This window comes from Eubacteriaceae bacterium Marseille-Q4139 (assembly GCA_018223415.1).
Taxonomy (GTDB): Bacteria; Bacillota; Clostridia; order Lachnospirales; family Lachnospiraceae; genus CABSIM01.
This window is the reverse complement of record JAGTTQ010000001.1, coordinates 335,063-360,985: the sequence shown is the minus strand read 5'-3', so window position 1 is coordinate 360,985 and position 25,923 is coordinate 335,063. Positions and strand designations below refer to the sequence as shown.

The window sequence follows — 25,923 nt, the reverse complement described above, 5'->3', positions numbered from 1 at the left end:
AGATGAGTATCAATGCATTATTGGATGAATTTAAAGTAAAGGCTGCGACTCCGAAGCAGCAGCTTGAAGAATATAAGGCTCAGGGAAAGAAGGTCATCGGTGTCCTTCCGTACTTTGCACCGGACGAGCTTGTGTATGCAGCCGGCATGGTTCCCATGGGAATCTGGGGCTCCAACACAAAGACCATCAGCCGTGCAAAGGAATACTGCGCGACCTTCTACTGCACCATCGCACAGCTTGCGCTGGAAATGCTTCTGGACGGCACCATGGATCAGCTTGACGGCATCATCACGCCGACCATCTGCGATACGCTGCGCCCGATGAGCCAGAACTACCGCGTTTCCATGGGCGACAAGATGGCTGTTATCTTCTTGGCTCATCCGCAGAACCGCTTCGAGTCCTTCGGGCTTCAGTTCTGTGCGGATCAGTACAATCATGTAAAGGCCGAGCTTGAGAAGGTTGCCGGCCACGAGATCACAAACGACGATATCCAGAACGCCATCAAGGTGTACAACGAGAGCCGTGCAGCCCGCCGTGAATTCGTGAAGCTGGCGAGCGAGCACTGCGACGTCATCACGCCGACGCTGCGTTCCGCAGTATTAAAGGCTTTCTGGTTCATGGAGAAGCCGGTTTATACGGCAAAGCTTACGGAGCTCAATAAAGAGCTTGCAGCTCTTCCTGTCTGTGACTGGAAGGGAACAAAGGTTGTTACGTCCGGTATTATCTGCGACAATCCGAAGCTGCTTGCAGCCTTCGAGGAGAACAACATCGCCATCGCTGCCGACGACGTTGCCCATGAGAGCCGTTCCTTCCGTGTGGACGTTCCGTTCAATCCGGATCCGATCATGGCTCTTGCAGAGCAGTTTGCGGCACAGGATTACGATGTCCTGCTCTATGATCCGCAGTCCAGCAAGAACCGCCGCGGCGAGTTCGTTGCCAATATGGTAAAGGAGAGCGGAGCCCAGGGTCTCGTGCTGTTCATGCAGCAGTTCTGCGACCCGGAGGAGATGGAGTATCCGTACTTAAAGAAGGCTCTTGACGATGCAGGAATCCCGCACATCAAGCTCGGCATCGACCAGCAGATGCGCGACTTCGGTCAGGCTCAGACTGCAATCCAGGCATTCGCAGACGTTTTGAGCATGCAGTAAAAAATCATCGTCTGTCAGGGCAGACGGTATTGTGACAGGAAGGCCCCGGACGTGCCGCAGGTTTGCGGTGTGTCTGGGGCCTATTTGCGTCCAGACGCCAAAACTCCTTTACGGAATGGCCGCAGTCTGGTAGAATTGGAAGGAAACGGCCTGCGTTCAGGCGCGGGCGCATGAAAACAGGAGTGTGAAAAAGATGTTTCTGCAAATGACAAAGGAAATGGCGGGGGACAGGGTGTTCCTTAGTAAGGCCGTGCGGATGGCCCTGCCGGTTGCCATGCAGGGAATGCTCAATACGGTGGTAAACCTGGTGGATACGATGATGATCGGAACCCTGGGCGCCACGGCCATCGCTGCCGTCGGCCTTGCAAACAAGGTGTTTTTCGTATTTTCGCTTCTGGTGTTTGGAATTGTCAGCGGGAGCGGGATCTTGGCGGCGCAGTATTGGGGAAACCGGGATGTGAAAAACATAAGAAAGGTTTTGGGGCTTGCAATCGTTCTGGCCCTGGGAAGCGCGTTCTGCTTTTTGATTCCGGCCGTTTTAAAGCCGGAGCTTGTGATGCGGATTTTTACCGTGAGCCCCGATACGATCCGCGTGGGCGCGTCTTATCTCATCATAGCGGCCCTTTCCTATCCGTTCACGGCGTTTACCAACGTCTATGTGGCGATGCTTAGGGCTGTGGGACAGGTGAAGCTCCCTGTCTTTACGAGCTGTCTGGCGATTGTGATTAACATCTGCTTTAATTTCCTGCTGATTTTCCCGGAGCGCACCATGGTCATTGCCGGCCATGAATTTGCTGTTTTCGGCTTCGGCATGGGCGCAGCAGGAGCGGCTCTTGCGACGTTGATCGCCAGGATCACGGAGACGACGGTGATGCTCCTTGTGGTGTACATAAAGAAATTCCCGATAGCATGCAGGCTCCGGGAGATGGTGGGATATTCGGGGGCTTTTCTGCGTCAGTTTCTTTCCACCTGCGCGCCGGTCATCGCCAACGAGTTCATGTGGGGGCTCGGCGTCACCATGTATTCGCTGGCTTACGGGCGGATGGGGGACGACGCGGTGGCGGCCATCACCATTGCCACGACCATCCAGGACATCGTGGTGGTGCTGTTCCAGGGCTTAAGCGCCGCGACGGCCGTGATTTTGGGTCACGAGCTGGGCGCCGGGAATTTAAAGAGGGCGGAAAAGTACGCGACCCATTTCTTTGTGCTCCAGTTCCTTGTGACGCTCTTTGGAATGGCGGTCTGCACGGCAATCCGCGGGCCGATCCTCTCGATTTACCGGATCACGCCGGAGGTGGCGGCGTCTGCCTCCCTCTGCATCATGGTGTTCGTCCTCTACATGCCGGCGAAGATGTTCAACTACGTCAACGTGGTCGGCGTTTTGCGAAGCGGCGGCGACACGAAGATGTGCCTGTTTTTGGACACCAGCGGCGTCTGGTTTATCGGGATCCCCCTGGCCTTCCTCGGCGGGCTGTGGTTCCATTTCCCAATCCATATTGTCTACGCGCTGGTGATGTTAGAGGAGGTCTATAAGGCCGTGCTCGGGTACTGGCGGTACCGGCAGAAGAAGTGGCTTAGGAATTTAACGGAAGAAATTTAAAAACAGACAATCGGGCAGGGAAAGATTTCCGCTGTCCGATTGTCTGTTTTAAAGCTGCTGCGGGGCATAGCCCAGGTCAGCCGACAGTCCTGCGGCCGACTGCATGACGGTCTCCCGCAGGGCCTTTAAATGGGCCTCGCCCTCTACGCGTGAGGTGGGGGCGATGATCCCGATGGAGCCGGCCAGCATACCCTCTGCGTTGAAAACAGGGGCGCCGATGCCGACGGCGTCGTTTACATATTCCCCGTAGGTGATGGCATAGCCCGAGCTTCGGATGGTGCCTAACTCTTTCCGGAGCTTGTCAGGGCTCACCTGGGGAAACGCGTGATCCCGCTCTATGATGGTTTTGATGTACTCGTTGATGAACATGGGCGTCTGATAGGCCAGAAGCACTTTCCGGATGGCGCCGCAGTGGAGATACATCTCATAGCCAAATTCTTCCACGACCCGCAGATGATGGGGGCCGTCCACCTTTTCAATCACAAGCCCCTTGTTTTCCACAGGAATCACCAGATAGGAATCCTCTTTCGTGCGGCAGGATAAGGATTTTAATACAGGATGTGCCGCATCCTGGAGACGGATTCCCCTGGCCGCGGCTTTCCCAAGGGGGATTAAGGCCGGCCCCAGCCGGTAGGTATGGGAGCGGTCGTCGCGGATCACATATTTTTTTTCGCAGAAGGTCTGGAGAATCCGGTGGATCGTGCTCGGCGGCAGATTCATGGATTCCGACAGCTCTGCGATGGAAAAGTTCCGATTCTGTTCCTTTAAAACCTCGAGAAGCTCCATGGAACGCAGAAGGCTCTGGATCATGCCGGTTCCCCGTCCGTGTCTTCTTCCACGGTCACGTCAGAGGAGCTTCCCTTTTCCTCCGGCTCCTGACATTCCGTTTCATCCTCGGAGACAGCGGGGGCTTCTTTTTCCCCGTCTTCTTCCTGTGTCCGGCCTTTGGCGGAATCAATGGTGATATAGTTCCGTTCAGCCGTTTCTTTCTTCTGGGCTTTGGCGTCTTCCTCCAGGCCGTCTTCCTCCTCGTAGTCATGGAAATCCTTGTCCAGCTCGTCGTTAAAGGATTTATATCTCAGATAGTAGGAGATACATGCAGCGGCGGCACCGAGTGCAGCGCCGAGCGCGATGAACAAACCAGTTTTTTTCTTTGACATAACCACTTCTCCTTTCAGTCCGGTATCGGCCTGCGGACGGAACAGCTCCTGTTTCTGATGAAAAAGAGCCGCGTCCGGAACCTGCCGGAGGCTGCTTGTGACTGCCGCGCAGCCATATATGATATAATCATAATCCAAATGTTGTGAAAAGAAAAGGGATAATTATAAATAAAGTAAAAAAGTTTAAAAAATTAGCACTCAGTGCTTGACAGTGCTAATGATGAGTGCTATAACATTACATGTGACAGGGAGCAGGGATTATGCTCCGGACTTTCCGTTTATGAAAAGCAGAAAACAGATTTGACAAGGAGGAGTCAGTAATGAAATTAGTACCATTATTTGACAAGGTTGTATTAAAACAGTTGGTGGCAGAGGAGACGACGAAATCCGGTATCGTTCTTCCGGGTCAGGCTAAGGAAAAACCGCAGCAGGCAGAAGTAATCGCAGTAGGCCCGGGCGGAATCGTGGACGGCAAGGAAGTTACGATGCAGGTAAAGGCAGGAGATAAGGTTATCTTCTCGAAATATTCCGGAACCGAAGTTAAGATCGACGAAGATGAGTACATCATTGTAAAGCAGAATGATATTCTGGCAGTGATCGAATAATACATCATTATTTTTGTTATAAATTGGAGGAATGAATCATGGCTAAGGAAATCAAATACGGAGTAGACGCCAGAAAAGCTCTTGAGACCGGCGTAAATAAACTTGCAGATACGGTTCGCGTGACTCTTGGACCGAAAGGACGCAACGTCGTTCTTGACAAGTCCTTCGGCGCTCCGTTAATCACAAACGACGGCGTTACGATTGCAAAGGAGATCGAGCTTGAGGATGCGTTCGAGAACATGGGCGCACAGCTCGTAAAGGAAGTTGCCACGAAGACCAACGACGTTGCCGGCGACGGTACCACGACGGCTACGGTTCTTGCACAGGCAATGATCAACGAGGGAATGAAGAACCTGGCAGCAGGCGCAAACCCGATTGTTCTCCGCAGGGGCATGAAGAAGGCTACGGACGAGGCTGTTAAGGCCATCGCCGAGATGAGCCAGCCGATCAGCGGCAAGGCACAGATCGCAAGAGTTGCAGCCATCTCCGCTTCCAGCGACGAGGTCGGCGAGCTTGTGGCTGACGCTATGGAGAAGGTATCCAACGACGGCGTTATCACCATCGAGGAGTCCAAGACCATGAAGACCGAGCTGGATCTCGTAGAGGGCATGCAGTTCGACAGAGGCTACATCTCCGCTTATATGTGCACCGATATGGAGAAGATGGAAGCTGATCTGGATGATCCGTACATCCTGATTACCGATAAGAAGATCGCCAACATCAACGACCTGCTTCCGGTTCTTGAGCAGATCGTAAAGACCGGCGCAAAGCTTTTAATCATCGCTGAGGACATCGAGGGCGAGGCTCTTACGACCTTAATCGTCAACAAGTTAAGAGGCACCTTCAGCGTAGTCGGCGTCAAGGCTCCGGGCTATGGCGACAGAAGAAAAGAAATGCTTAAGGATATCGCAATCTTAACGGGCGGCACCGTGATCTCCGAGGAGCTTGGCCTTGACCTCAAGGACGCTACCATGGATCAGCTTGGCCGTGCGAAATCCGTAAAGGTTCAGAAGGAGAACACGATCATCGTTGACGGTCTTGGCGACAAGAAGGAAATCTCCGACCGCATCGCCCAGATCAAGGCTCAGATCGAGGAGACGACTTCTGATTTCGACAGAGAGAAATTACAGGAGAGACTTGCGAAGCTGTCCGGCGGCGTAGCTGTAATCCGCGTAGGCGCAGCGACCGAGACCGAGATGAAGGAAGCAAAGCTTCGTATGGAGGACGCTCTTGCAGCTACGAAGGCTGCCGTTGAAGAGGGCATCATCGCAGGCGGCGGTTCTGCATACGTTCACGCAGCAGAGCAGGTTGCCAAGGTTGTTGCCGAGATGGAAGGCGACGAGAAGACCGGCGGAAACATCATCTTAAAGGCTCTGGAAGCTCCGCTTTACCACATCGTAGCAAACGCAGGCTTAGAGGGCTCCGTTATTGTCAATAAGGTAAAAGAGCTGAAGACAGGCATGGGCTTTGACGCATACAAGGAAGAGTATGTGGACATGATCGAGGCTGGCATCCTGGATCCGGCCAAGGTTACAAGAAGCGCACTTCAGAACGCTACCAGCGTTGCTTCCACGCTGCTGACAACGGAATCTGCCGTTGCCAACATCAAGGAAGAGACACCGGCTATGCCGGCAGGCGGCGGAATGGGCGGAATGATGTAATCGTCCGGCGCGCAAAAAACATTTGAGCGTAAAAACAGGGCCATCGGCATTGCCGGTGGCCCTTTCAGGTAAAGCTGCATGGGGCGCGTCCTTATGGCAGGCGGGAGAGGCGGCTGTTCTGGTACTTGCCGGAGAAGGTCACGTCCTCGCCGAACCACTCCGGCGGCGTGAAGGCACGGGCTTCGTCTTCGGTTTCAAATTCCACCTCGGCCAGGATCAGGCCGTCAAATTTCCCCTGGAATACGTCCAGCTCGATGGTTAAATGTTCATGGCCGGGGCAGGGGAGCAGGTACCTGGTTTTTGTGAGGACATTTCCGTCTGCTTTGGAGAGCAGATGGGCGTAGGACGCTTCGGTCAGCGGAAGATTGTATTCTTCCCTGGCGAGAAGTCCTTTGGATTTGTAGGTCAGGTAATAGGAATCGTCCTCTTTCCGCACGCGGACAACCGGGTCGGTGCAGAGGTATGCCTGTTCAATATGGTGGAAGGGGCAGCGTTCATAGCCGTCCGGCAGTGTCTTTACAAGGAATTTCCGTTCAATTTCCATGGGAATTCTCCTTTCGCAGAATTGTCTGGGTTGTCTGACGCGATCATTTTAGCATGGGCGGCCATAAAATGTAAAGAGCAGGCTTTTGTCCCGGATTTTTCCGGCAATACTGCATAGTATGGTACTCGTATCATTTCATAAGAAAAATGTAAGAACATGAGCCGGAAAAGTATGGTATGCTAGGGATATCAATGAATACAAGGAGGAAAGCATATGTGGACGAGAGCAGAACTGAAAGAGAGGGCAAAGGCGAATCTCAAAAAATATTACTGGATGGCGTTTCTTGTGAGCCTTGTCTTCAGCCTTGTAAGTGCTTTTGGAGGCGGGAGCGAAAGCTCCGGCAGCAATGACACGTATGGAACAGACAGTTCCTATTACAATGAGGTACTTCCGGAATCCCTTTTTGAGGGAAATCTCGATATTGTGCCGGACGCAGTCGATAAGCTGCCGTCGGGCATGGTGACGCTGCCGGGCGGAGGCGGAACTTCGGCGGCAAGCATCGCAAGGATTGCCCTTGGGGTCATGACCGGCGTGCTGATTGTGCTTGTGATTATCAGCATCGTGCTGGCGATTTTTGTAATCCCCGTCATGGAGGTAGGCCGGAACCGGTTTTATATGGAGAGCCGCGGGCTCGGGTATTCGGCCGGCTTCGGGAAGCTGTTCTGGGGATTCCGTCACCACTACCTGAATATTGTGCTGACGATGTTTTTAAGGAGCCTGTTTATTGGCCTGGGCTATATTTTATGCGTGATTCCAGGCATCTACCTGTCTTACTCTTATTACATGGTGCCCTATATCCTGTCGGAGAACCCGGAGATGAAGCCGATGGAGGTGCTTAGGCTTTCCAAGGAGATGATGAATGGGCACAAGCTCAATACCTGGATCCTGGAGCTTTCGTTTATCGGATGGATTTTACTGGGAATTATCGCATGCTTTGTAGGAACCTTTTTCGTTGCGCCGTATATTGATGCCACGTTTGCGGAGCTCTATGCCGTACTGAGACGGCCCCACAACGGACGTCTGGCCGGCTTTGGCGTGCCGGATGTGGTTCCGGTGGGCGGAGATTCCTATGGAAGCTATGTGAATCCGGAGAGCGTGCATGATGCCCAGGGCGGCTGGAACCAGGGAAACTGGAACCAGGGCGGAAATTACGGCGGAAGCTACGGTCAGGGAAACTGGAATCAGAATGGAACCGACGGCGGTAATTATGGCCAGGGAAGCTGGGGACAGAGTGGAACCGACGGTGGAAATTATAATCAGGGAAGCTGGAACCAGAGCGGAACCGGCAGCGGAAACTACGATCAGGGCGGCTGGAACCAGAGTGATAACGGCGGCGCTTACGGCGCAGGCACAGTGGAGACGGGAAGTGAAAGCCCGTATGATTCCGACGTGAAGCGGTCCGAGGGCGGCCCTGGGAACGGCTATTACCTGAACGGGGAATTCCATCCTTACAGCGACGACGAAAAGCATTAAGGAACGGCAGAAAGGAGACCGATATGGCAAAGGTATATGCATTTACGGCAGACGGCATGGAGGAAGTGGAGTGCCTGGCTGTCTGCGATATTCTGCGGAGAGCCGGCGTGGACACGAAGCTGGTCTCCATCATGGGCAGGAAGGAGATCGTGGGTTCCCATGGCTTTAAGATAGAAGCCGACTGCCTGTTTGAGGAGATTTCGGACGATGCCGATGTGCTGTTCCTTCCGGGCGGATTAAAGGGTACGGAGAACTTAAAGGCCCATGAGGGGCTTGCGGAAATGTTAAAGGCCCACGCGGCAGCCGGGAAGCGCCTGGCAGCCATCTGCGCGGCGCCCAGCGTCTTAGGAGCTCTCGGGCTGGCAGACGGCCACCGGGCCACCTGCTTCCCAGGGTTTGAAGGGGAGATGAAGGGGGCTGACTGCCGCGGGGACGGCGTCGTCACCGACCGCCTCCTTACAACCGGGCGCGGCATGGGCTGGTCCCTCGACATGGGGCTGGAGCTTACACGGCTTTTATGCGGCGAAGAGACCGCAGCAGAGCTGAAAAAGAAGATCCAGTACGAAAAATAGTGCTGGTATTTCCGCGGCCCTTATGATATAATGCTAAATTGAAGTGTAACGCCTTGCCGAATGGTTGTTACGAATTTGCACGGATATGCAGGCATGTCCGATACAGATATATTTAAGGAGGAACCCATACAATGAGTTTACAGGTGGAAAAATTAGAGAAGAATACGGCAAAGCTTACGGTGGAGGTGCCGGCAGAGCAGTTTGCGGCTGCAATCCAGAACGCATACAAGAAGAACAAGGGAAGATTCAACATCCCGGGCTTCCGCAAGGGAAAAGCGCCGTTTGAAATGATTAAGAAAATGTACGGCGTCGGTGTATTCTACGAGGACGCGGTCAATGAAGTGATTGATGCCACATATCCGAAGGCAGCAGAGGAGAGCGGTCTTGAGATCGTTTCCCGTCCGTCCATCAGCGTCGATGAGCTGGAAGACGGAAAGCCGGTTGTTTACAGCGCAGTCGTTGCTGTTAAGCCGGAAGTAACCCTCGGCGAGTACAAGGGCGTTGAGGTTCAGAGAGTGAAGGCAGACGTCCTGGATGAGGATATCGAGAGCGAAATCAACAGTGTCCGCGAGAAAAATTCCCGCCTGATTACTGTTGAGGACAGAGGCGTTGAGGATAAGGATCATGTAACCATCGACTTCGACGGCTATGTGGACGGAAAGAGATTCGACGGCGGCAAGTCTGAGGATTACCCGCTTGTGATCGGTTCCCATACGTTCATCGACACCTTTGAGGAGCAGCTCATCGGAAAGAAGACCGGCGAGGAGTGCGAAGTAAACGTGACCTTCCCGGAGAACTACCATGTAGAAGACTTAAAGGGCAAGCCGGCCGTATTTAAAGTAACGATCAAGGAGATCCAGAGAAAGGAGCTTCCGGAAGTAAACGATGAGTTTGCAAGCGAAGTTTCCGATTTCGATACGCTTGAGGAATATAAGAAGGATTTAAGGGAAAAACTTTCCAAGGAGAAGCAGAGAGCAGCCGCGACCGAGAACGAGAACCGCGTTGTCGACAAGGTTGTGGAGAACGCTTCCATGGAGATCCCGGATCAGATGGTTGAGGAGCAGGTAAACGCCATGGTGAACGACTATGCGCGCCGGCTCGAGAGCCAGGGCCTTTCCTTCAAGCAGTATCTGGAGTACACAGGACTGACCGTCGAGAAGATCGGCGAGCAGATGAAGCCGCAGGCCGTAAAGAGAATCGAGACGAGACTCGTTCTTGAGGCAGTCGTAAAGGCTGAGAACATCCAGGCCAGCGACGATGCGGTAGAAGAGCAGATCAAGAAGATGGCAGACGCTTACAAGATGGAGGCAGAGCAGGTGAAGAACATGCTCGGCGAGGAGCAGATTGCTCAGATGAAGGAAGACCTGGCCGTTCAGGAGGCCATCGACTTCCTGGTAGCAGAGGCGAAGCTGGTAGACTAAGAACCGGCCCTTTCTGCAAAGCCTTCGTTTGAAATGAACAGATGAGAAAAGCAAGGGGGTTGCTGCGATTGGAAATTTTGCGGCAATCCCCAATCAAGTGTAGGAAAGACGGGAGGCAGGACGATGAGTTTAGTACCTTATGTCATTGAACAGACCAGCAGAGGCGAGCGCTCTTATGACATCTATTCCAGACTTCTCAAGGAGCGGATTATTTTCCTCGGCGAGGAGGTCAACGAAGTGACCGCCAGCCTTGTGGTGGCGCAGCTTCTGTTTTTGGAGTCTGAGGATCCAAATAAGGACATCAACCTTTATATCAACAGCCCGGGCGGCGTTGTGACGTCCGGAATGGCAATTTACGACACGATGAACTATATCAAGTGCGACGTGTCCACCATCTGCATCGGCATGGCAGCCAGCATGGGTGCATTCCTTTTGGCAGGCGGAACGAAGGGAAAACGGTTTGCGCTCCCAAATGCGGAAATCATGATCCATCAGCCCTCCGGCGGCGCCCAGGGCCAGGCCACGGACATCAACATTGTGGCAGAGCAGATTTTAAAGACGAAGAGAAAGCTCAATGAAATCCTGGCAGCCAACACAGGGCAGCCGCTTGAGGTCATTGAGCGGGATACGGAGAGAGACAATTATATGACGGCCCAGGAGGCTGTAAAGTATGGGCTGATCGACCGCGTGATAACCGGCCATTGATCGGCCAATAGATTCAGAATCGAGGTGCAGCTATGCCAGTCAGGCCAGAGGAAAAGATCCGGTGTTCCTTCTGCGGAAAGACCCAGGACCAGGTCAGGAAAATGATCGCGGGAACGGGCAATGTTTTTATCTGTGACGAGTGCATCGAGCTCTGCGGGGAGATCCTGGAGGAGGAGCTCGGCGAAGAGGAAGAGGCTCCCGATTTTTCCGGCATCAATCTTTTAAAGCCGAAGGAGATCAAGGAGTTTCTTGACGAATACGTTATCGGACAGGAGGAAGCAAAAAAAGTCCTGTCGGTGGCCGTGTACAATCATTATAAGAGAATTACGTCGAAGCGGGACAATGAGATCGAGCTTCAAAAGAGCAACATTTTAATGCTCGGGCCGACAGGTTCCGGAAAGACGTATCTTGCACAGACGCTTGCGAAGCTTTTAAACGTGCCGTTTGCCATCGCCGATGCGACGACGCTTACGGAGGCGGGCTACGTGGGCGAGGATGTGGAGAACATCCTCTTAAAGCTGATCCAGGCGGCAGACAATGATGTGAGCCGTGCGGAGTACGGCATCATCTATATCGACGAGATCGACAAGATCACGAAAAAGTCCGAGAACGTCTCCATCACGAGGGATGTTTCCGGAGAGGGCGTCCAGCAGGCCCTTCTTAAGATCCTGGAGGGAACCGTTGCGAACGTCCCGCCCCAGGGTGGGAGAAAGCATCCGCAGCAGGAGCTGATCCCCATTGATACGACGAATATCCTGTTTATCTGCGGCGGCGCTTTCGACGGCCTGGAGCGGATCGTGGAATCCAGGCTGGAAACTGGTTCCATTGGCTTCAATGCGGAGATCATTGACAAAAAGCATTCTGATATCAGCAAGCTTTTAAAGCAGGTAATGCCGGAGGATCTGACGAAATTCGGTCTGATTCCGGAGTTTATCGGCCGTGTGCCTGTGGTGGTTTCCTTAGAGCTTCTCGATGAAGAGGCGCTGGTAAAGATTTTGTCGGAGCCGAAGAATGCCCTCGTCAAGCAGTACCAGAAGCTGTTTGAGATCGAGGACGTGAAGCTGGAGTTCACACAGGAAGCCGTCCGTGCCATTGCCCATATGGCGGTGGAGCGGAAAACCGGAGCCAGGGGCTTAAGGGCCATCATGGAATCGGTGATGATGGATATGATGTATGAAATCCCGTCGGATTCCAATGTGGGAATCTGTACGGTTACGAAGGACGCGGTGGAAGGAAAAGGGACTCCGGAAATCGTGTACCGGGATGTGGCTGTTCCGAGGAAGGCGTTTCTTGGCCGTTCCAGGAAGGACAGCAAGGGCGAAAGCGCCTGAGAGGTGAGGGGCTGCTGCGAAGGTTACAGCAGCCCCTTTTGCAGCATGTGAGGGCGCAGGCGTTTCCCGGAATGCCCGCCGGGAGAATCGAAAGAGGAGAAAGCATGGAGAATAAAGTGATTACATTGCCGGCCATTGCGCTGCGCGGGCTTACGGTGCTTCCAGGCATGATCCAGCATTTTGATATCAGCAGGGACAGATCCGTGAGTGCCGTGGAGAAAGCCATGGTTGGGGAGCAGAAGGTGTTCCTCGTGACGCAGCGGCATATGGAGGAAGAGGAACCGGACATTGCCGGCCTGTTCCAGATCGGCACGATTGCACAGATCAAGCAGCTTGTGAAGATGCCGGGCGGCGTTATCCGCGTGATGGTCGAGGGGCTTTTAAGGGCAGAGCTTTTGAACCTGACCGAGGAGGAGCCGGCGCTGGTGGCTGAGGCGGCAGAAGCGCCGCTTGATAAGGAAAACCTTGGAGATACCATCTGTGAGGCCATGGCCCGCGTCGTGAAGGAGAAGCTTGAGGAGTACGGAAACGCCAATCCCCAGGCGGCAAAGGAGTTCCTTGGCGGGCTTCTTGCCATCAACGGCCTGGAGGAGCTGCTTCTTCAGACGGCCAGCGTGTTCCCCTGGGATTATCAGGTCAGGCAGGAGCTTTTGGAGTGCGGGAACATCAGCTATCTCTATGAGCGGGTCGTTTACTATCTGATGAGGGAAATCGAGATCATCCGCATCAAGAGGGAATACCAGGCGAAGGTAAAGGCCAACATTGACAAGAACCAGAAGGATTATATCCTGAGGGAGGAATTGAAGGTCATCCAGGAGGAGCTGGGCGAGGACTACACCGGCTCCGACGCCGACGAGTATTTAAAGCAGCTTGAAGCTTTAAAGGCCGACAAGGAGACGAAGGAAAAGATCAAGAAGGAGATCATGCGGTTTAAGATTATGCCGGGCGGGAGCCAGGAGGCCAATGTGCTGCGTACATACATCGAGACCGTGCTGGAGCTGCCGTGGAAAAAGGTGTCCAAGGACAACCAGGACATCACACACGCGAAGGAGATCCTGGAGGAAGACCATTACGGCTTGGAAAAGGTGAAGGAACGGGTGTTGGAATATCTGGCTGTCCGCGTGCTCACGAAGAAGGGGACAAGCCCGATCCTCTGCCTCGTGGGGCCGCCGGGAACGGGAAAGACGTCCATCGCCAGGTCGGTTGCCAGGGCGCTGAATAAGAAATATGTCCGCATCAGCCTGGGCGGCGTCCGCGACGAGGCGGAGATCCGCGGCCACAGGAAGACGTATGTGGGCTCCATGCCGGGCCGGATTGCCGAGGGGCTCAGGCAGGCCGGCGTGGCGAACCCGTTAATGCTTCTTGACGAGGTGGACAAGGTTTCAAACGACTATAAGGGCGATACGTCGTCTGCCCTTTTGGAGGTTCTTGACGGGGAGCAGAACATGAAGTTCCGCGATCACTATGTGGAAATCCCCATTGACCTTTCCAATGTGCTGTTTATCGCCACGGCCAACACGACCCAGACGATCCCGGGGCCGCTTCTTGACCGTATGGAGGTCATCGAGGTTTCCAGCTATACGGAAAATGAGAAGTTCCATATCGCAAGGAATTATCTCGTCACGAAGCAGCTGGAGCGAAACGGCCTTACGGAGGAACAGCTTGTCATCAGCGACAAGGCCCTGGAAAAGATTATCCACAACTACACCAGAGAGGCAGGCGTCCGGAACCTGGAACGCCGGATCGGGGAGATCTGCCGGAAGGCGGCCAGGGAATTCCTGGAAAATAAGAGGGAATCCATCCGTGTGACCGAAGCGAACCTGGAGAAATACCTGGGGAAGGAAAAGATTACCTTCGAGGATGCCAACGAGGAGGACGAAGTGGGCATCGTCCGCGGCCTTGCATGGACAAGCGTCGGCGGCGATACGCTCCAGATCGAGGTCAATGTGATGCCGGGAAGCGGAAAGCTCCAGATGACGGGCCAGATGGGAGACGTCATGAAGGAGTCGGCTCAAATCGCTTTAACGTATGTACGCTCAGTCAGCGAGTCCTATGACATCGCAAAGGACTATTTCGACACCCATGACATCCACCTTCATATCCCGGAGGGCGCCGTTCCCAAGGACGGCCCGTCGGCCGGCATCACCATGGCGACGGCCATGCTGTCGGCGATTATTGGGAAAAAGGTGAAGGCAAGCGTCGCCATGACCGGGGAGATTACGCTCCGCGGGCGCGTGCTGCCCATTGGCGGCCTCAAGGAAAAGACGCTGGCGGCGAAGATGGCCCATATGAAGACCGTCCTCGTCCCGGATAAGAACCGGCCGGACATTGCGGAGCTCTCGAAGGAGATCACGAAAGGCCTGGAGATTGTCTATGTGAAAACCATGGATGACGTGCTGGCTGCGGCGTTAGCAGAATAGAACGGATCCGTCCGGCAGGCGTCGGGAGCATTTCCCCGCCTGCCGGACGGGGATAGAAAGGAAATGCCATGATTATTAAACATGTGGAGCTGGAGACCGTCTGCGGCGTTACCAGCAAGCTGCCGGAGAATACGCTGCCGGAGATTGCTTTTGCCGGAAAATCCAATGTGGGGAAATCATCGTTAATCAATGCGTTAATGAACCGGAAGTCCCTGGCGCGGACGTCGGCACAGCCGGGAAAGACGCAGACCATCAACTTTTATAATATCAACCAGGCGCTTTATTACGTGGATCTGCCGGGTTACGGCTACGCGAAGGTGTCCCAGGCGGAGAAGGCGAAGTGGGGGAAGATGATTGAAAATTATCTCCACAAGTCGAAGATGTTAAGGTGCGTCTTCCTGCTTCTCGACATCCGCCATGAGCCGTCGGCCAACGACAAGCTCATGTATGAGTGGATCGTGAGCCAGGGCTTCCGGCCGGTCATCATCGCCACGAAGCTTGACAAAATTAACCGCAGCCAGGTGAAGAAGCAGGTGAAGCTTTTAAGAGACGGGCTCGGGCTTACCACAGAGGATCTGGTGTTCCCGTTTTCTGCGCTGTCGAAGCAGGGCAGGGAAGAGATATGGGAGTATATTGAGGGGATATGCGGGGATTAAAGGAAAGAGCCGCTGCAAAATAGACGTTTGCTATGGAGCAGCAGCTCTTTTTTGGTTCGGAAAAAAAGGGTGCCAAATACTCTGACCTTACTGATTTTTACCGTTCCATGTATGAGCCAAAATATCCTTTAACACTAACATAGCATCCAAATCATTGTAGCCATAGCGTTTTTTCAAACTATCAAGCAGTCCCTGTATTTTAGCGGCATAATCATCAACGGCGACTATTTTCTGGTAAGTGGTAAGGACAGGATATTTTTTCCCCCAGACACTCGTCCAGTTGATTTTCCGTTGTTGTTCCTCGCTAATGTTTTCAATCGCTTCTTCAATTTCTTTTTGATCAATATCAAAGTCTATCAGCTCATCCAGCGTAAGATGGTAGAGTTTAGACAATTTTTTTGATTGGCGAATGTCTGGAAGAGTCTCATCAAGTTCACATTTGGAAATCGTCTGTCTGCTAACCCCCAATTTTTCAGCAACTGCTTCCTGTGACAGCCCGCTTTTTTTGCGGGCATTATAAAGATTGCGTCCCAAACCCATTGCTATTGCCTCCTGCATTTTTGTTAGAATTATAATGGAAATGCGGAAGAAAATCTACCAAGGAAACATTTCATTTCTGCCCGTTTTGTTTCCTTTGATTTGATGCGTTAATTCGTCTCAAACCTTCACATGAAATAAAAAAAGGCAGATCATCTCTGCCTCTTTAAATGTCCTATTTACATTCATGTCATATCCCCGCCTTCCGCCGCCTCCCGCACGCGCGTCTTAATCAGCTCTTTCACAATCGCCGACGCCAGGCAGGAGATTACCGTCGACAAAACAAAAAGGGAGAAAACCTTCACCTTAAAGAAAAACAGCTTCCGTTTCATGCGCCGGATTTTAACGGAGAGCTCCGATTTTTTCGATGCCATAAGCGCCTCCTTAGGATTTCATCAGTGTTTTCATCACATAGGAATAGATTTCCTGGCTCCGCTCTTTCCAGTGGCCGCACATGATTTCGGCCTGTTCTTTATCGGGGACGGAGACGTCCAGGTTGATTAAAACGGCCTTTCCCTCGCGTACCTCGCAGTGGACGATGTAGTCCTGGGCCGTGGATTTGTAGAAGTCGGAGACGATCCCCACCTCGCTGCGGAGACGGAATTTGTTTTCTTTCAGATAGTTGTCGATGTCCTCCACAATGGCCGAGGAGATATTGCTTCCGAAAAAGGACAGGGTATCGGCCCCCTCTTTGGTGATCTCGTAGCGGGACGTGTTGTGGATGGATTCCTTGCGGATCAGGCCGGCCTCGAGAAGGTCGTTGATGGCCTGCTGGAGGGTAAAATAGGTGGTGTATTCATGATCGAGGAAAAAATCCGTAAGCTGTGAGTTTGTGAGCGGAAAGTTCACATGCTCCAGCATATAAAGAATCATAAGCTTATATAAGGTGATGGGATCCGACAGCATAAATACATCTCCTTTGACATTCTACTTCTCGGCCGGTGCCGCAGTTCCATTTTACAGGTTTTTCCGCCGGGATTCAACCTTTTTTTCGGATTTTTAGAGGCGCTGCGGATTTCTGTCCCCAAGAGGGGAGGCGGCTGCCGAGGAAGAGAGGCAGGACACCAGGAACAGGCGTTTTTGGAAAATTTTACCATCCCCGTTTTTCCAATGTCACCTCCTGCAAAATTTTAGTGTATTTGCTCGAAAAATGTGGTATGATGGTTTTACTACGAAGACATTAAGGTGATTACTTATGAGAGAACGGATCAACCGCCTGGCAAGAGGCATTGTGGATGCAGAGCTTCCCAAGCTTTTCCTGTCCCCGCTCATGGTGGAGGAGACGCTTGGCAGCAATACCATATACAAAAGAGAACTGTACCTGTCCAGCGAAAACAATCTTTATATCAAGGGCCTGGCCTATTCGGACAGCGCCAGGGTGCGGATTTTAAACAGCGCCTTCGGCGGCCTCAGAAACCACATTACCTACGAGGTGGACACCTCCTGGTGTGAAAACGGGGACGAAATCAAGGGCTCCATCTATCTGGTGACAAACGGGGGAGAGCTGGAAGTCCCCTTCCTTTTCCATGTGCAGATGACGGCTTCCGTTCAGGTTTTAAACCAGCTTGACACGGTGGAAGACTTTGTGGAGCTGGCGAAAAAGGACATGGAGCTGGCCCTGCGGCTCATGGAATACCGGGACTTTATTGAGGCACCGTTTCTTAGGGACATGCATGTGCGGGCTGTCTATGAAGGGCTTAAGGGCCATGGGAACAGGCAGAATGCCCTGGAAGAATTTTTCCTGGCACTGGGTGTGAAAGAGCCCATCGAGCTGACGCTTTCGTCGGCAAAGAAAACCTATGAGATGCCGTCGGAAACCGTAAACGACAAGGTGGTTCTTCGGAAAAACACCTGGGGTTATATCTATATTGAAGTGCGGGCCGACGGGGATTTCATCGAGCTTCCGAAAAAGGTGATTACCCAGGCCGATTTTGAGGATGACCGGTTTGAGCTGCGCTATAAAATCCATCCGGAGCGGCTCCACAAGGGAAAAAATCTCGGCGCCATCCGCCTTTTGACGGTTCACGGCGACACGAAGATCCGCGTCGAGGCCATGGGCGGCGAGCGGGAAAAGTCCGTCCTGGAGAGCGAAATCAGCCGGGCCGGCATCTGCCGGTACTTAAAGGAGCGGATTTCCTACGAGAGCGGCCTTTATGAGGATGCCCTGGCGTTAAACCGTATCAAAAAGGAGCTGGATGCCATCCGCGGGGCAAACGGGAAATCGGCGCTCCTTTCTCTCCTGACGGCGGAAAATTTTCTCCTTTCTGACAGGAAAGAACAGGCGGCAGAGCTGCTTTCCGACGTGCGGGAAGAAATTTTGGAGACGAGAGAGGAACAAAAGGAGCGGTATTTCTTCTTCAAGTACCTGGAATATCTCCTTTCCCCGCAGGACGAGGCGCGGGAGGAGCTGCTTTCCGCCCTTCACCGGCACCAGGATGAGCGGGAGAATTTTTATCTGTTCCTTTTGGAGCTTAAATTGGAGCCGGAGCGGATGGCCGATGGGGCCGCGCTCTACGACAGCTTAAAGCGCCACTATAAGATGGGCTGCCACAGCCCGTTCCTCTACGCCATGGCCTGCCGGATGTTCGAGCGGGAGCCGGAGCTTTTAAAGGCCATGGAAGGCTTCGAGATCCACGTGCTGTTTTACGGGGCAAAGCATGGGATGGTCGCCATGGAGACGGCCAAGCAGTACGCGTCCTTGGCGCCGGCGGCGAAATTTTTCCACCGGCTGTATTACAGGGCCATGGCCATGCTTTATGAAAAATATCCGGAAAAAGAGCTTCTTGAGGCCGTCTGCTGCCTGTTAATCAAGGGAAACTGCCGCAGGGAGGAATGCTTTTCCTGGTATGAAAAGGGCATCGAGGCCGGAATCAGCCTCACGCGGCTTTACGAATATTTCCTGTACTCCCTTCCGCGGGACTATGAAAAACAGATGCCGAAGCAGGTGCTTTTATACTTTTCCTACGAGCACAGCCAGCTTGACCGCCACAGCCGTTCCGTCCTCTATAAAAACATCCTGACATACTTAAAGCCGGACAGCGAGCTTTACCGGACATACGAGCGGGATATGGAGAAGTTTGCCATGGAGCAGCTTTTCGAGTCCAGGATCAACAGCCGCCTGGCCGTAATTTACAAGCACATGATTTATAAGGACATCATCGACGTGCAGGTGGCGAAGGTGCTGCCGGGGATTTTAAAGGCCAACCGGATTTCCTGCGAGGACAGCTCCATGAAATACGTGGTGGTCTTAAGCGCCGGACTGACCGGCGAGGACGCCTATCCCTTAAATCACGGTGCAGCCTATGTGCCGCTGTTTTTCGACGACAGCGTCATCCTGTTCCAGGACATGTACGGCAACCGCTATATGGATGTGGCCTATAAAAAGGAGCCGGTTCTTGACGAACCGGAGCTTTATGAGCGCTGCTTTGAGGTGTACCCGGAGCATCCGATGCTCCGGATGCGGGCCTGCCAGGAAATCTTGAAAAAGGATGAGATCACAGGCGATGAGGCGCTGGTGCTCCAGAAGGCCCTGGATGAGCTGCCCCTGCGGCCGCTGTGCCAGCAGCAGATGCTCACAAAGATCATCGCCTATTACAAACATCAGACGCAAAACGAAGACGAGGCCATGGCAGAACAGGGCGGAACCTATCTTCTGCGCCTCGATAAGAAAAAGCTCACGAGAAAAGAGCGTGTCGGCGTCTGTGAGACCTTAATCAGCCAGAATTATTTCGAGGAAGCCTATGAAATGATCCGGGAATTCGGCGAAGAGGGCATCCGGACAAAGCGGCTTTTAAAGCTCTGCGCGAAGATGATCCTCCGCCAGCTTTTCGACGAGGACGAGCTGCTTTTGCACCTGGCCTTTCGGGTGTTTTCCGAGGAAAAGGGCGACAGCGTAATTCTCGACTATCTCTGCGAGCATTTTAACGGGACAAACGGCCAGATGTATAAGATTTTGACCCAGGCCATCCGCGAGCATGTGGAGACGTATGACATGGAGGAACGGCTTTTGGCGCAGCTTCTCTTTACCGGGAGCGATACGCATCTGGATCAGGTGTTTGATTTCTATGCCGGCAGGAAGAAGACGTCCGATGCCATCGTGAAGGCGTACTTTACCGTTAAGAGCGTCAACTACTTTTTAAAGGACATCGTGCCGGGCGATAAGGTATTTTCCTATCTGGAGGGCGCGTTGAATGCCAGCCAGGAGATCAGAAAAGTGCCGGAGATCTACCTTCTTGCACTTTCCAAGTTTTACGCCGGGCTTCCGTCTTTGGATCCCGACCAGCAGGCGCTCTGCCGCCGGATCATGGAAATCCTCACGGGAAACGGCATGCTGTTTGCGTATTTTAAGAAGCTTTCCAAATATGCGGAGCTTTCCGGCGACGTACTGGACAAGGAAATCATCGAATACCACGGGAGCCAGGATGTGCGGCCGGTTTTAAAGATCCGGATTCTGCCGGATGAAGAAGAATTCCATGAGGAAGAAATGCGGATGGTTTATAAGGGCATCTATATCCGCCAGAAAGTCCTGTTTGAGGGCGAAATCATGGAATATGAGATTTATGAAGAGGAGAATGGGGCACTCGTAAAAAAGGCCGGCGGCGAAATCGACTGCAAAGAGGTTCCGGCGGGAGACCGGGGGAACCGGTTTTCCTGTTTGAATTCCATGAGCCTTTTCCTCAGCACGAAAGAGGATGCGAAGCTTAAGGAAGCCATGACAAAATATGTGACGGACAACATGACAGTGGAAGAACTGTTTCCGCTTAAGTAGGGGGCGAGCAGCATGGAAAAACTGATAATCGGAATTGATTTGTGCGACACCTACACCCAGGCCACGGTTCTGGGGCGCGAGGAGGCGTGGATGCTTCCGACGGTGATCTGCCGGAAAAAGAGCGCCGACGAGTGGTGTGTGGGCGAGGACGCCTACCGCTATACCCTGGTGGGAGAGGGCGTCATTGTCGACAAGCTTTTGAGCCTTGCCATGAAGGACGGCACGGCCACCATCTGCTCCGTCAAATACACGGGGACAGACCTTTTAAAGAAATTTCTCGAAAAAATCCTGGACATGATCCGGGCCGAGTACCCGGATTCTTCGGTGGCACAGCTTGTGATTTCCTTAAAAAATATGGAAATGCGGCTGATGGACGAGTTAATGTACTGTGCGGATTACTTGAAAATCCCACGGGAGAACGTCCATATCGCAAGCCATACGGAGTGCTTTGTCTACTATGTGTTAAGCCAGCGCCGGGACGTCTGGGGCGGCCAGGTGGGGATGTTTTCCTTATCGGACGAGGATCTTCGGTATTATGAGCTCAAGGTGGCCCGCGGGCCGAGACAGATGACGGCCTGGGCCGAGCACGAGGAGTTAGAAGAGGGCTTTAATTTAAGTGTCCTGGACACTGGTTCCGGGGCCAAGATGGCCGATAAAATCCTCTGCGCCTGTGCCGAGCGGTTCCTTCAGAAAAAGCTGTTTTCGTCCATTTTCCTGACGGGAAAGGGCTTTGCCAGGACAGACTGGGCGCCGGAGTTTATGAAGCAGGTCTGCCACAGGAGACGCGTTTTCGTGGAGCCGTCGTTATTTGCAAAGGGAGCGGCCTTAAAGGCCGAGGACTATCTCCATGAAAAGACGTCTTACCCCTTCGTCTGCCTCTGTGAGGGAAAGCTCCGTTCGACGGTTTCCTTAAAAGTACAAAAACGGGACGGCGAGGTGCTCATGGCCCTCGCATCGGCAGGGGAAAGCTGGTATGAGGCCAGAAGCAGCCTGGAAGTGATTTTAGACGGGGAGCGGGAGCTGGAGCTTACCATAAGCCCCCAGGACTCCAAGCAGAAGCGGATCGTGAAGGTGCCCCTGGATGGGTTCCCGAAGCGGCCGGAGCGGACGACGAGAATCCAGATCACGGCAGGCTTCTTAGATGAAAAGACAATGGTGGTAAAGGTGACGGATAAGGGCTTTGGAGAGCTGTTCCCGAAGACGGACGCGGCGATCCGGCAAGAGGTGATGGTATGAGTCTATTGCTTTGCAGAAGGGAGCCGGTGACGGTTCCCTATGAAATCGAGGAGCTGGGGATCCATATCTGGTCGTCCCAGGAGCTCTGCTATGTGATCTACAACCATCCTCTGCTTGTGATGGAGGATTTCATAAATGAACGGCTGACCGCCTTCTTGCGGAGCCAGCTTGGGCTTCCGTTCCTTGCGGAGCGGATTGAAAAATGGATTGAGGGCCGCGGCATGTCCGATGAGCTTTTATTCCTAATCCTTCAGGAGTGCTTTTATTACACGCCCCAGGAACAGACCAGGTACCGCCAGGAGGTGACAGTTTTAAGAAAGCTTCCGACAGAGGAGTTTTTAAAGCGGCGCGCCGACTATTTTTACGGCTTAAAGCTTTACGGACGGGCGGCGGCCATGTATGAAAATATCCTGGAGACGGGAAGCGAAAAAACACTTTCCGCCGGGTTCATGAGCCGGATCTGGAACAACATCGCCGCCTGCTACACGAAGCTGTTCTGCTACCAGAAGGCCATGCACGCCTACGACTGCGCGTACAGCCTGGAGGCGGATAAGGACTATGTGAAGCGGATGTATTTCCTCACGTTAATGGAGCCGGAGATCGAGATGAAGGAGCGGTACGAGGCGCTCATGAGCGAGGCAGAAAAGGAAGAGTGGCTGGAAGAAATGGTGAAGGCCCAGTCCAATGCCGAAAAGGAACGGCCGGCCGTGGAGATCGGCCAGCTTTTTGAGAAAGACCCGGTGAAGAGGCTTTCCGGCGCCACGGAGCTTCTCAATAAATGGAAGGTGGAGTACCGGCGGATGATTTAAAAGAAAGAAAAAAGATTTTTCATCCGGCTCTTGACAACCGTTTTCCCTTCCGTTATGATAAAGAACAAACCAATTTTGTACAGGCTATGAAGAAGAGGAGTACATCCCCCGGCGCCAACAGAGAGGACTGCCCACCGGCTGAAAGGCAGTCTCGGAGAGCAGCGGATGGAAGTAGCTTCGGAGCCGGGATGGTGAACGATAAAAATAGCTGTCCCCGGGCCGTCCCGTTACAGACGAATGAGATGCCGGATTTCCGGCAATGAAGGTGGTAACGCGGTGCTTCGCCCTTTGCATGTTTTGATGTGCAGAGGGCGTTTTTCTATTCCGCAGGCCGGAGGGGACTGCGGCGTGCGCCGGCAGAAAGGAGGTGCAGGAAGCCATGGGGGTGCAAAAGAAAGCATCCGAAAGGAAAAAAGCCACAAGCTGCGAGAGCTGTACGTTTTACGCCTGGGACGACGAGTACGAGTATTACGTCTGCGAGGCGGACCTGGATGAAGACGAGATGTCGTCCTTCCTTTCCGGGACAGATTTTTCCTGCCCTTATTATCAGCCGGACGACGAGTACCGGATCGTACGAAAACAGATGTAAGAAGAGATAAAGGAGAAGCAGATTCATGAAAGAACTGGAAAAAAATTATAATCCGGCGGACATTGAAGGCCGCCTGTACCAGAAATGGCTGGACAGCAAATATTTCCACGCGAAGGTGAACCCGGACAAGAAGCCGTTCACCATCGTGATGCCGCCGCCAAACATCACGGGCCAGCTCCACATGGGCCACGCCTTAGACAACACGCTCCAGGATATTTTAATCCGCTATAAGAGAATGCAGGGCTACGAGGCCCTCTGGCAGCCGGGCACCGACCACGCGGCCATTGCCACCGAGGTAAAGGTCATTGAAAAACTGAAAAAAGAAGGCATCGACAAAAAGGATCTCGGCCGCGACGGCTTCTTAAAGGAAGCCTGGAAGTGGAGAGAAGAGTACGGAAGCCGCATTATCAACCAGCTTCACAAGATGGGTTCCTCCGCCGACTGGGACAGGGAGCGGTTCACCATGGATGAGGGTTGTTCCGACGCGGTTCTGGAAGTATTTACAAGACTTTACGAAAAAGGCTATATCTATAAAGGCTCCAGGATCATCAACTGGTGCCCCAAGTGCCAGACGTCCATCTCCGACGCCGAGGTGGTGCATGAAGAGCAGGACGGCTTCTTCTGGCACATCAACTATCCGATTGTGGGCGAGGAAGGCCGCTTCGTGGAGATCGCCACGACGCGTCCCGAGACCATGCTCGGTGATACGGCCGTGGCCGTCAATCCCGAGGACGAGCGTTACAAAGACCTGATCGGGAAGACCTTGAAGCTTCCGCTCACCGACCGGGAAATCACGGTGGTGGCCGACGAATACGTGGACAAGGAATTCGGTACCGGCTGCGTGAAGATTACGCCGGCCCACGACCCCAACGACTTCGAGGTGGGACGCCGTCACAATCTGGAAGAAATCTGCATCATGAACGACGATGCGACCATAAGCGTGCCGGGAAAATATTTCGGCATGGACCGCTATGAGGCGAGAAAAGCCATGGTGGAGGACTTAAAGGAACAGGGCCTTCTCGTGAAGGTGGTTCCCCACTCTCATAACGTGGGAATCCACGACCGCTGCAAGACGACGGTGGAGCCCATGGTGAAACCCCAGTGGTTCGTAAAGATGGACGAGATGGCAAAGCCGGCCATCGAGGCCATCAAGACCGGCGAGCTGAAATTCGTGCCGGAGAGCTTCGGAAAGACGTACCTGCACTGGCTGGAGGGCATCCGCGACTGGTGTATCTCGAGACAGCTCTGGTGGGGCCACAGGATCCCGGCTTACTACTGCGCCGACTGCGGCGAGATGACCGTGGCGAAGGCAAAGCCGGAAACATGCCCCAAGTGCGGCGGTACCCACTTAAATCAGGATGAGGATACGCTGGATACCTGGTTCTCCTCGGCGCTCTGGCCGTTCTCGACCCTTGGCTGGCCCGAAAAGACGCCGGAGCTTGAGTATTTCTATCCGACCGACGTGCTCGTGACCGGATACGACATCATTTTCTTCTGGGTCATCCGTATGGTATTCTCCGGCATCGAGCAGACGGGAAAATGCCCGTTCCATACGGTGTTCATCCATGGCCTCGTAAGGGATTCCCAGGGCCGGAAGATGAGCAAGTCCCTCGGAAACGGCATTGACCCCTTAGAGGTCATCGACAAGTACGGCGCCGACGCGCTCCGCATGACGCTAATTACGGGAAATGCGCCTGGAAACGACATGCGCTTCTACTGGGAGCGGGTGGAGGCCAGCCGCAATTTTGCAAATAAGGTGTGGAACGCCAGCCGCTTTATCATGATGAACATGGAAAAGGCACCGGTGTCCGAGGTGTCTCTGGATGAGCTCACCATGGCCGACAAATGGATCCTTTCCAGGGCCAACAGCCTTGCAAAGGAGGTCACGGAAAACCTCGATAAATTTGAGCTGGGAATCGCTCTCCAGAAGGTGTATGACTTCATTTGGGAGGAATTCTGCGACTGGTACATCGAGATGGTGAAGCCGCGTCTCTGGAACGATGAGGATACGACGAAGGCGGCGGCCATCTGGACGCTTAAGACGGTCTTAATCCAGTCCTTAAAGCTCCTTCATCCCTACATGCCGTTTATCTCCGAGGAGATTTTCTGCAACCTTCAAGACGAAGAAGAGTCCATCATGATTTCCTCCTGGCCGGAGTACCGGGACGACTGGAATTTCGCTGACGAGGAATATTCCGTGGAGACCATCAAGGAAGCCGTCCGCGCCATTCGCAACGTCCGCACGTCCATGAATGTGCCGCCGAGTAAGAAGGCGAAGGTTTATGTGGTGTCCGAGGATGAGAAGCTGCTCTCCGTCTTTGACCACAGCCGTGCGTTCTTTGCAGCCCTCGGCTTTGCAAGCGAGGTGACGCTTCAGAAGGACAAGTCCGGCATCGGCGAGGACGCCGTTTCGGCCGTGATCCCGAAGGCGGCCATCTACATGCCGTTTGCGGAATTGGTAGACATTGAAAAGGAAAAAGAGCGCCTCTTAAAGGAAGAAGAGCGGTTAAACAAGGAGCTGGCCCGCGTCAACGGAATGCTTGGCAACGAGCGGTTTGTGAGCAAGGCGCCCCAGGCGAAAATCGACGAGGAGAAGGCAAAGCTTGCAAAATACACGCAGATGATGGAGCAGGTAAAAGAGCGGCTTTCTCAGCTTGCGAAATAGGCGGCATGTCGATTCCGCCCGAA

At 53.4% G+C, this 25,923-nt stretch carries 22 protein-coding genes and 1 other annotated feature; of the genes, 16 read left to right on the top strand and 6 right to left on the bottom strand.

All coding sequences use genetic code 11. From position 1 onward, the window contains the following. Nucleotides 1-2 precede the first annotated feature (2 nt). Together KE531_01780 and KE531_01775 are read left to right on the top strand one after the other, a co-directional pair. A complete protein-coding gene (locus KE531_01780) occupies nt 3-1,148 on the top strand; it encodes a 2-hydroxyacyl-CoA dehydratase (protein MBR9952364.1) in 1,146 nt (381 codons plus the stop codon). A 217-nt stretch (nt 1,149-1,365) separates the two neighbouring features. Beyond that, nucleotides 1,366-2,748 carry an MATE family efflux transporter gene (locus KE531_01775; protein ID MBR9952363.1) on the top strand — a complete coding sequence of 461 codons (1,383 nt, stop codon included), beginning with the start codon at nt 1,366-1,368 and terminating at the stop codon, nt 2,746-2,748. Nucleotides 2,749-2,796: 48 nt separating this feature from the next. Here the strand turns inward: KE531_01775 and KE531_01770 are convergent, their stop codons facing one another. Then, nucleotides 2,797-3,558 (bottom strand): IclR family transcriptional regulator, encoded by a 762-nt coding sequence (locus tag KE531_01770; GenBank protein ID MBR9952362.1) that lies wholly within the window; start codon nt 3,556-3,558, stop codon nt 2,797-2,799. Continuing rightward, a complete protein-coding gene (locus KE531_01765; GenBank protein ID MBR9952361.1) occupies nt 3,555-3,908 on the bottom strand; it encodes a hypothetical protein in 354 nt (117 codons plus the stop codon). Before KE531_01765 ends, KE531_01770 begins: the two co-directional genes overlap by 4 nt. A 320-nt stretch (nt 3,909-4,228) precedes the next feature. On the opposite strand from KE531_01765, the gene KE531_01760 reads away from it, so the two are divergent. Together KE531_01760 and groL are read left to right on the top strand one after the other, a co-directional pair. Beyond that, the gene (locus KE531_01760) at nt 4,229-4,513 is read left to right on the top strand and encodes a co-chaperone GroES (GenBank protein MBR9952360.1); all 285 of its coding nucleotides are present in this window, start codon (nt 4,229-4,231) and stop codon (nt 4,511-4,513) included. Nucleotides 4,514-4,551: 38 nt separating this feature from the next. Further along, nucleotides 4,552-6,174 carry a chaperonin GroEL gene (groL, locus tag KE531_01755; protein MBR9952359.1) on the top strand — a complete coding sequence of 541 codons (1,623 nt, stop codon included), beginning with the start codon at nt 4,552-4,554 and terminating at the stop codon, nt 6,172-6,174. 91 nt (nt 6,175-6,265) lie between these two features. On the opposite strand, the gene KE531_01750 is transcribed toward groL, so the two are convergent. Continuing rightward, complete coding sequence (locus KE531_01750; GenBank protein ID MBR9952358.1) at nt 6,266-6,718, bottom strand: CYTH domain-containing protein; 453 nt, start codon at nt 6,716-6,718, stop codon at nt 6,266-6,268. A gap of 213 nt (nt 6,719-6,931) precedes the next feature. Here KE531_01750 and KE531_01745 point away from each other — a divergent pair, with 213 nt between their 5' ends. From KE531_01745 to KE531_01715, 7 genes are all read left to right on the top strand, one after another. Beyond that, on the top strand, nt 6,932-8,191 hold the full coding sequence (locus KE531_01745; GenBank protein MBR9952357.1) for a DUF975 family protein: 1,260 nt from the start codon (nt 6,932-6,934) through the stop codon (nt 8,189-8,191). 23 nt (nt 8,192-8,214) lie between these two features. After that, nucleotides 8,215-8,763: a DJ-1/PfpI family protein gene (locus tag KE531_01740; GenBank protein ID MBR9952356.1), complete on the top strand. Its 549-nt coding sequence runs from the start codon at nt 8,215-8,217 to the stop codon at nt 8,761-8,763. A 131-nt stretch (nt 8,764-8,894) separates the two neighbouring features. Beyond that, a complete protein-coding gene (gene tig, locus KE531_01735; GenBank protein ID MBR9952355.1) occupies nt 8,895-10,184 on the top strand; it encodes a trigger factor in 1,290 nt (429 codons plus the stop codon). A 123-nt stretch (nt 10,185-10,307) separates the two neighbouring features. Further along, nucleotides 10,308-10,889, top strand: a complete 582-nt coding sequence (gene clpP / locus KE531_01730) for an ATP-dependent Clp endopeptidase proteolytic subunit ClpP (protein MBR9952354.1) — start codon at nt 10,308-10,310, stop codon at nt 10,887-10,889. A gap of 32 nt (nt 10,890-10,921) precedes the next feature. After that, nucleotides 10,922-12,220 (top strand): ATP-dependent Clp protease ATP-binding subunit ClpX, encoded by a 1,299-nt coding sequence (clpX, locus tag KE531_01725; protein MBR9952353.1) that lies wholly within the window; start codon nt 10,922-10,924, stop codon nt 12,218-12,220. A 104-nt stretch (nt 12,221-12,324) separates the two neighbouring features. Further along, complete coding sequence (gene lon, locus KE531_01720; GenBank protein MBR9952352.1) at nt 12,325-14,640, top strand: endopeptidase La; 2,316 nt, start codon at nt 12,325-12,327, stop codon at nt 14,638-14,640. A 68-nt stretch (nt 14,641-14,708) separates the two neighbouring features. Then, nucleotides 14,709-15,296 (top strand): YihA family ribosome biogenesis GTP-binding protein, encoded by a 588-nt coding sequence (locus tag KE531_01715; GenBank protein MBR9952351.1) that lies wholly within the window; start codon nt 14,709-14,711, stop codon nt 15,294-15,296. Nucleotides 15,297-15,383: 87 nt separating this feature from the next. On the opposite strand, the gene KE531_01710 is transcribed toward KE531_01715, so the two are convergent. The 3 genes from KE531_01710 to KE531_01700 all read right to left on the bottom strand — a co-directional run bounded on the left by KE531_01710 (nt 15,384) and on the right by KE531_01700 (nt 16,739). After that, nucleotides 15,384-15,836, bottom strand: coding sequence for a helix-turn-helix transcriptional regulator (locus KE531_01710; protein ID MBR9952350.1), 453 nt, complete (start codon nt 15,834-15,836; stop codon nt 15,384-15,386). A gap of 182 nt (nt 15,837-16,018) precedes the next feature. Beyond that, nucleotides 16,019-16,207, bottom strand: a complete 189-nt coding sequence (locus tag KE531_01705) for a hypothetical protein (protein ID MBR9952349.1) — start codon at nt 16,205-16,207, stop codon at nt 16,019-16,021. A 10-nt stretch (nt 16,208-16,217) separates the two neighbouring features. Beyond that, nucleotides 16,218-16,739, bottom strand: coding sequence for a DUF4364 family protein (locus KE531_01700; GenBank protein ID MBR9952348.1), 522 nt, complete (start codon nt 16,737-16,739; stop codon nt 16,218-16,220). Nucleotides 16,740-17,028: 289 nt separating this feature from the next. Between KE531_01700 and KE531_01695 the strand changes: the two genes are divergently transcribed. The 5 genes from KE531_01695 to KE531_01675 all read left to right on the top strand — a co-directional run bounded on the left by KE531_01695 (nt 17,029) and on the right by KE531_01675 (nt 25,900). Then, a complete protein-coding gene (locus KE531_01695; protein MBR9952347.1) occupies nt 17,029-20,601 on the top strand; it encodes a hypothetical protein in 3,573 nt (1,190 codons plus the stop codon). Nucleotides 20,602-20,613: 12 nt separating this feature from the next. Further along, the gene (locus KE531_01690; protein ID MBR9952346.1) at nt 20,614-21,837 is read left to right on the top strand and encodes a hypothetical protein; all 1,224 of its coding nucleotides are present in this window, start codon (nt 20,614-20,616) and stop codon (nt 21,835-21,837) included. After that, complete coding sequence (locus KE531_01685; protein MBR9952345.1) at nt 21,834-22,646, top strand: hypothetical protein; 813 nt, start codon at nt 21,834-21,836, stop codon at nt 22,644-22,646. Before KE531_01690 ends, KE531_01685 begins: the two co-directional genes overlap by 4 nt. Before the next feature lie 77 nt (nt 22,647-22,723). Next, nucleotides 22,724-22,938, top strand: a binding site (T-box leader). A gap of 87 nt (nt 22,939-23,025) precedes the next feature. Beyond that, the gene (locus KE531_01680; protein MBR9952344.1) at nt 23,026-23,235 is read left to right on the top strand and encodes a hypothetical protein; all 210 of its coding nucleotides are present in this window, start codon (nt 23,026-23,028) and stop codon (nt 23,233-23,235) included. A 25-nt stretch (nt 23,236-23,260) separates the two neighbouring features. Beyond that, nucleotides 23,261-25,900 (top strand): valine--tRNA ligase, encoded by a 2,640-nt coding sequence (locus KE531_01675; protein ID MBR9952343.1) that lies wholly within the window; start codon nt 23,261-23,263, stop codon nt 25,898-25,900. Nucleotides 25,901-25,923 lie beyond the last annotated feature (23 nt).

Bases quoted from the DNA above. Each gene is read 5' to 3' on its own strand.
- KE531_01740 (MBR9952356.1), top strand. From the start codon at position 8,215: ATGGCAAAGGTATATGCATTTACGGCAGACGGCATGGAGGAAGTGGAG.
- KE531_01775 (MBR9952363.1), top strand. From the start codon at position 1,366: ATGGCGGGGGACAGGGTGTTCCTTAGTAAGGCCGTGCGGATGGCCCTG.
- lon (MBR9952352.1), top strand. From the start codon at position 12,325: ATGGAGAATAAAGTGATTACATTGCCGGCCATTGCGCTGCGCGGGCTT.
- KE531_01685 (MBR9952345.1), top strand. From the start codon at position 21,834: ATGAGTCTATTGCTTTGCAGAAGGGAGCCGGTGACGGTTCCCTATGAA.
- KE531_01760 (MBR9952360.1), top strand. From the start codon at position 4,229: ATGAAATTAGTACCATTATTTGACAAGGTTGTATTAAAACAGTTGGTG.
- KE531_01770 (MBR9952362.1), bottom strand. From the start codon at position 3,558: ATGATCCAGAGCCTTCTGCGTTCCATGGAGCTTCTCGAGGTTTTAAAG.
- KE531_01750 (MBR9952358.1), bottom strand. From the start codon at position 6,718: ATGGAAATTGAACGGAAATTCCTTGTAAAGACACTGCCGGACGGCTAT.
- KE531_01690 (MBR9952346.1), top strand. From the start codon at position 20,614: ATGGAAAAACTGATAATCGGAATTGATTTGTGCGACACCTACACCCAG.
- KE531_01715 (MBR9952351.1), top strand. From the start codon at position 14,709: ATGATTATTAAACATGTGGAGCTGGAGACCGTCTGCGGCGTTACCAGC.
- KE531_01705 (MBR9952349.1), bottom strand. From the start codon at position 16,207: ATGGCATCGAAAAAATCGGAGCTCTCCGTTAAAATCCGGCGCATGAAA.
- clpP (MBR9952354.1), top strand. From the start codon at position 10,308: ATGAGTTTAGTACCTTATGTCATTGAACAGACCAGCAGAGGCGAGCGC.
- KE531_01680 (MBR9952344.1), top strand. From the start codon at position 23,026: ATGGGGGTGCAAAAGAAAGCATCCGAAAGGAAAAAAGCCACAAGCTGC.
- KE531_01695 (MBR9952347.1), top strand. From the start codon at position 17,029: ATGAGAGAACGGATCAACCGCCTGGCAAGAGGCATTGTGGATGCAGAG.
- clpX (MBR9952353.1), top strand. From the start codon at position 10,922: ATGCCAGTCAGGCCAGAGGAAAAGATCCGGTGTTCCTTCTGCGGAAAG.
- tig (MBR9952355.1), top strand. From the start codon at position 8,895: ATGAGTTTACAGGTGGAAAAATTAGAGAAGAATACGGCAAAGCTTACG.
- KE531_01710 (MBR9952350.1), bottom strand. From the start codon at position 15,836: ATGGGTTTGGGACGCAATCTTTATAATGCCCGCAAAAAAAGCGGGCTG.
- KE531_01745 (MBR9952357.1), top strand. From the start codon at position 6,932: ATGTGGACGAGAGCAGAACTGAAAGAGAGGGCAAAGGCGAATCTCAAA.
- KE531_01780 (MBR9952364.1), top strand. From the start codon at position 3: ATGAGTATCAATGCATTATTGGATGAATTTAAAGTAAAGGCTGCGACT.
- KE531_01700 (MBR9952348.1), bottom strand. From the start codon at position 16,739: ATGCTGTCGGATCCCATCACCTTATATAAGCTTATGATTCTTTATATG.
- KE531_01765 (MBR9952361.1), bottom strand. From the start codon at position 3,908: ATGTCAAAGAAAAAAACTGGTTTGTTCATCGCGCTCGGCGCTGCACTC.
- groL (MBR9952359.1), top strand. From the start codon at position 4,552: ATGGCTAAGGAAATCAAATACGGAGTAGACGCCAGAAAAGCTCTTGAG.
- KE531_01675 (MBR9952343.1), top strand. From the start codon at position 23,261: ATGAAAGAACTGGAAAAAAATTATAATCCGGCGGACATTGAAGGCCGC.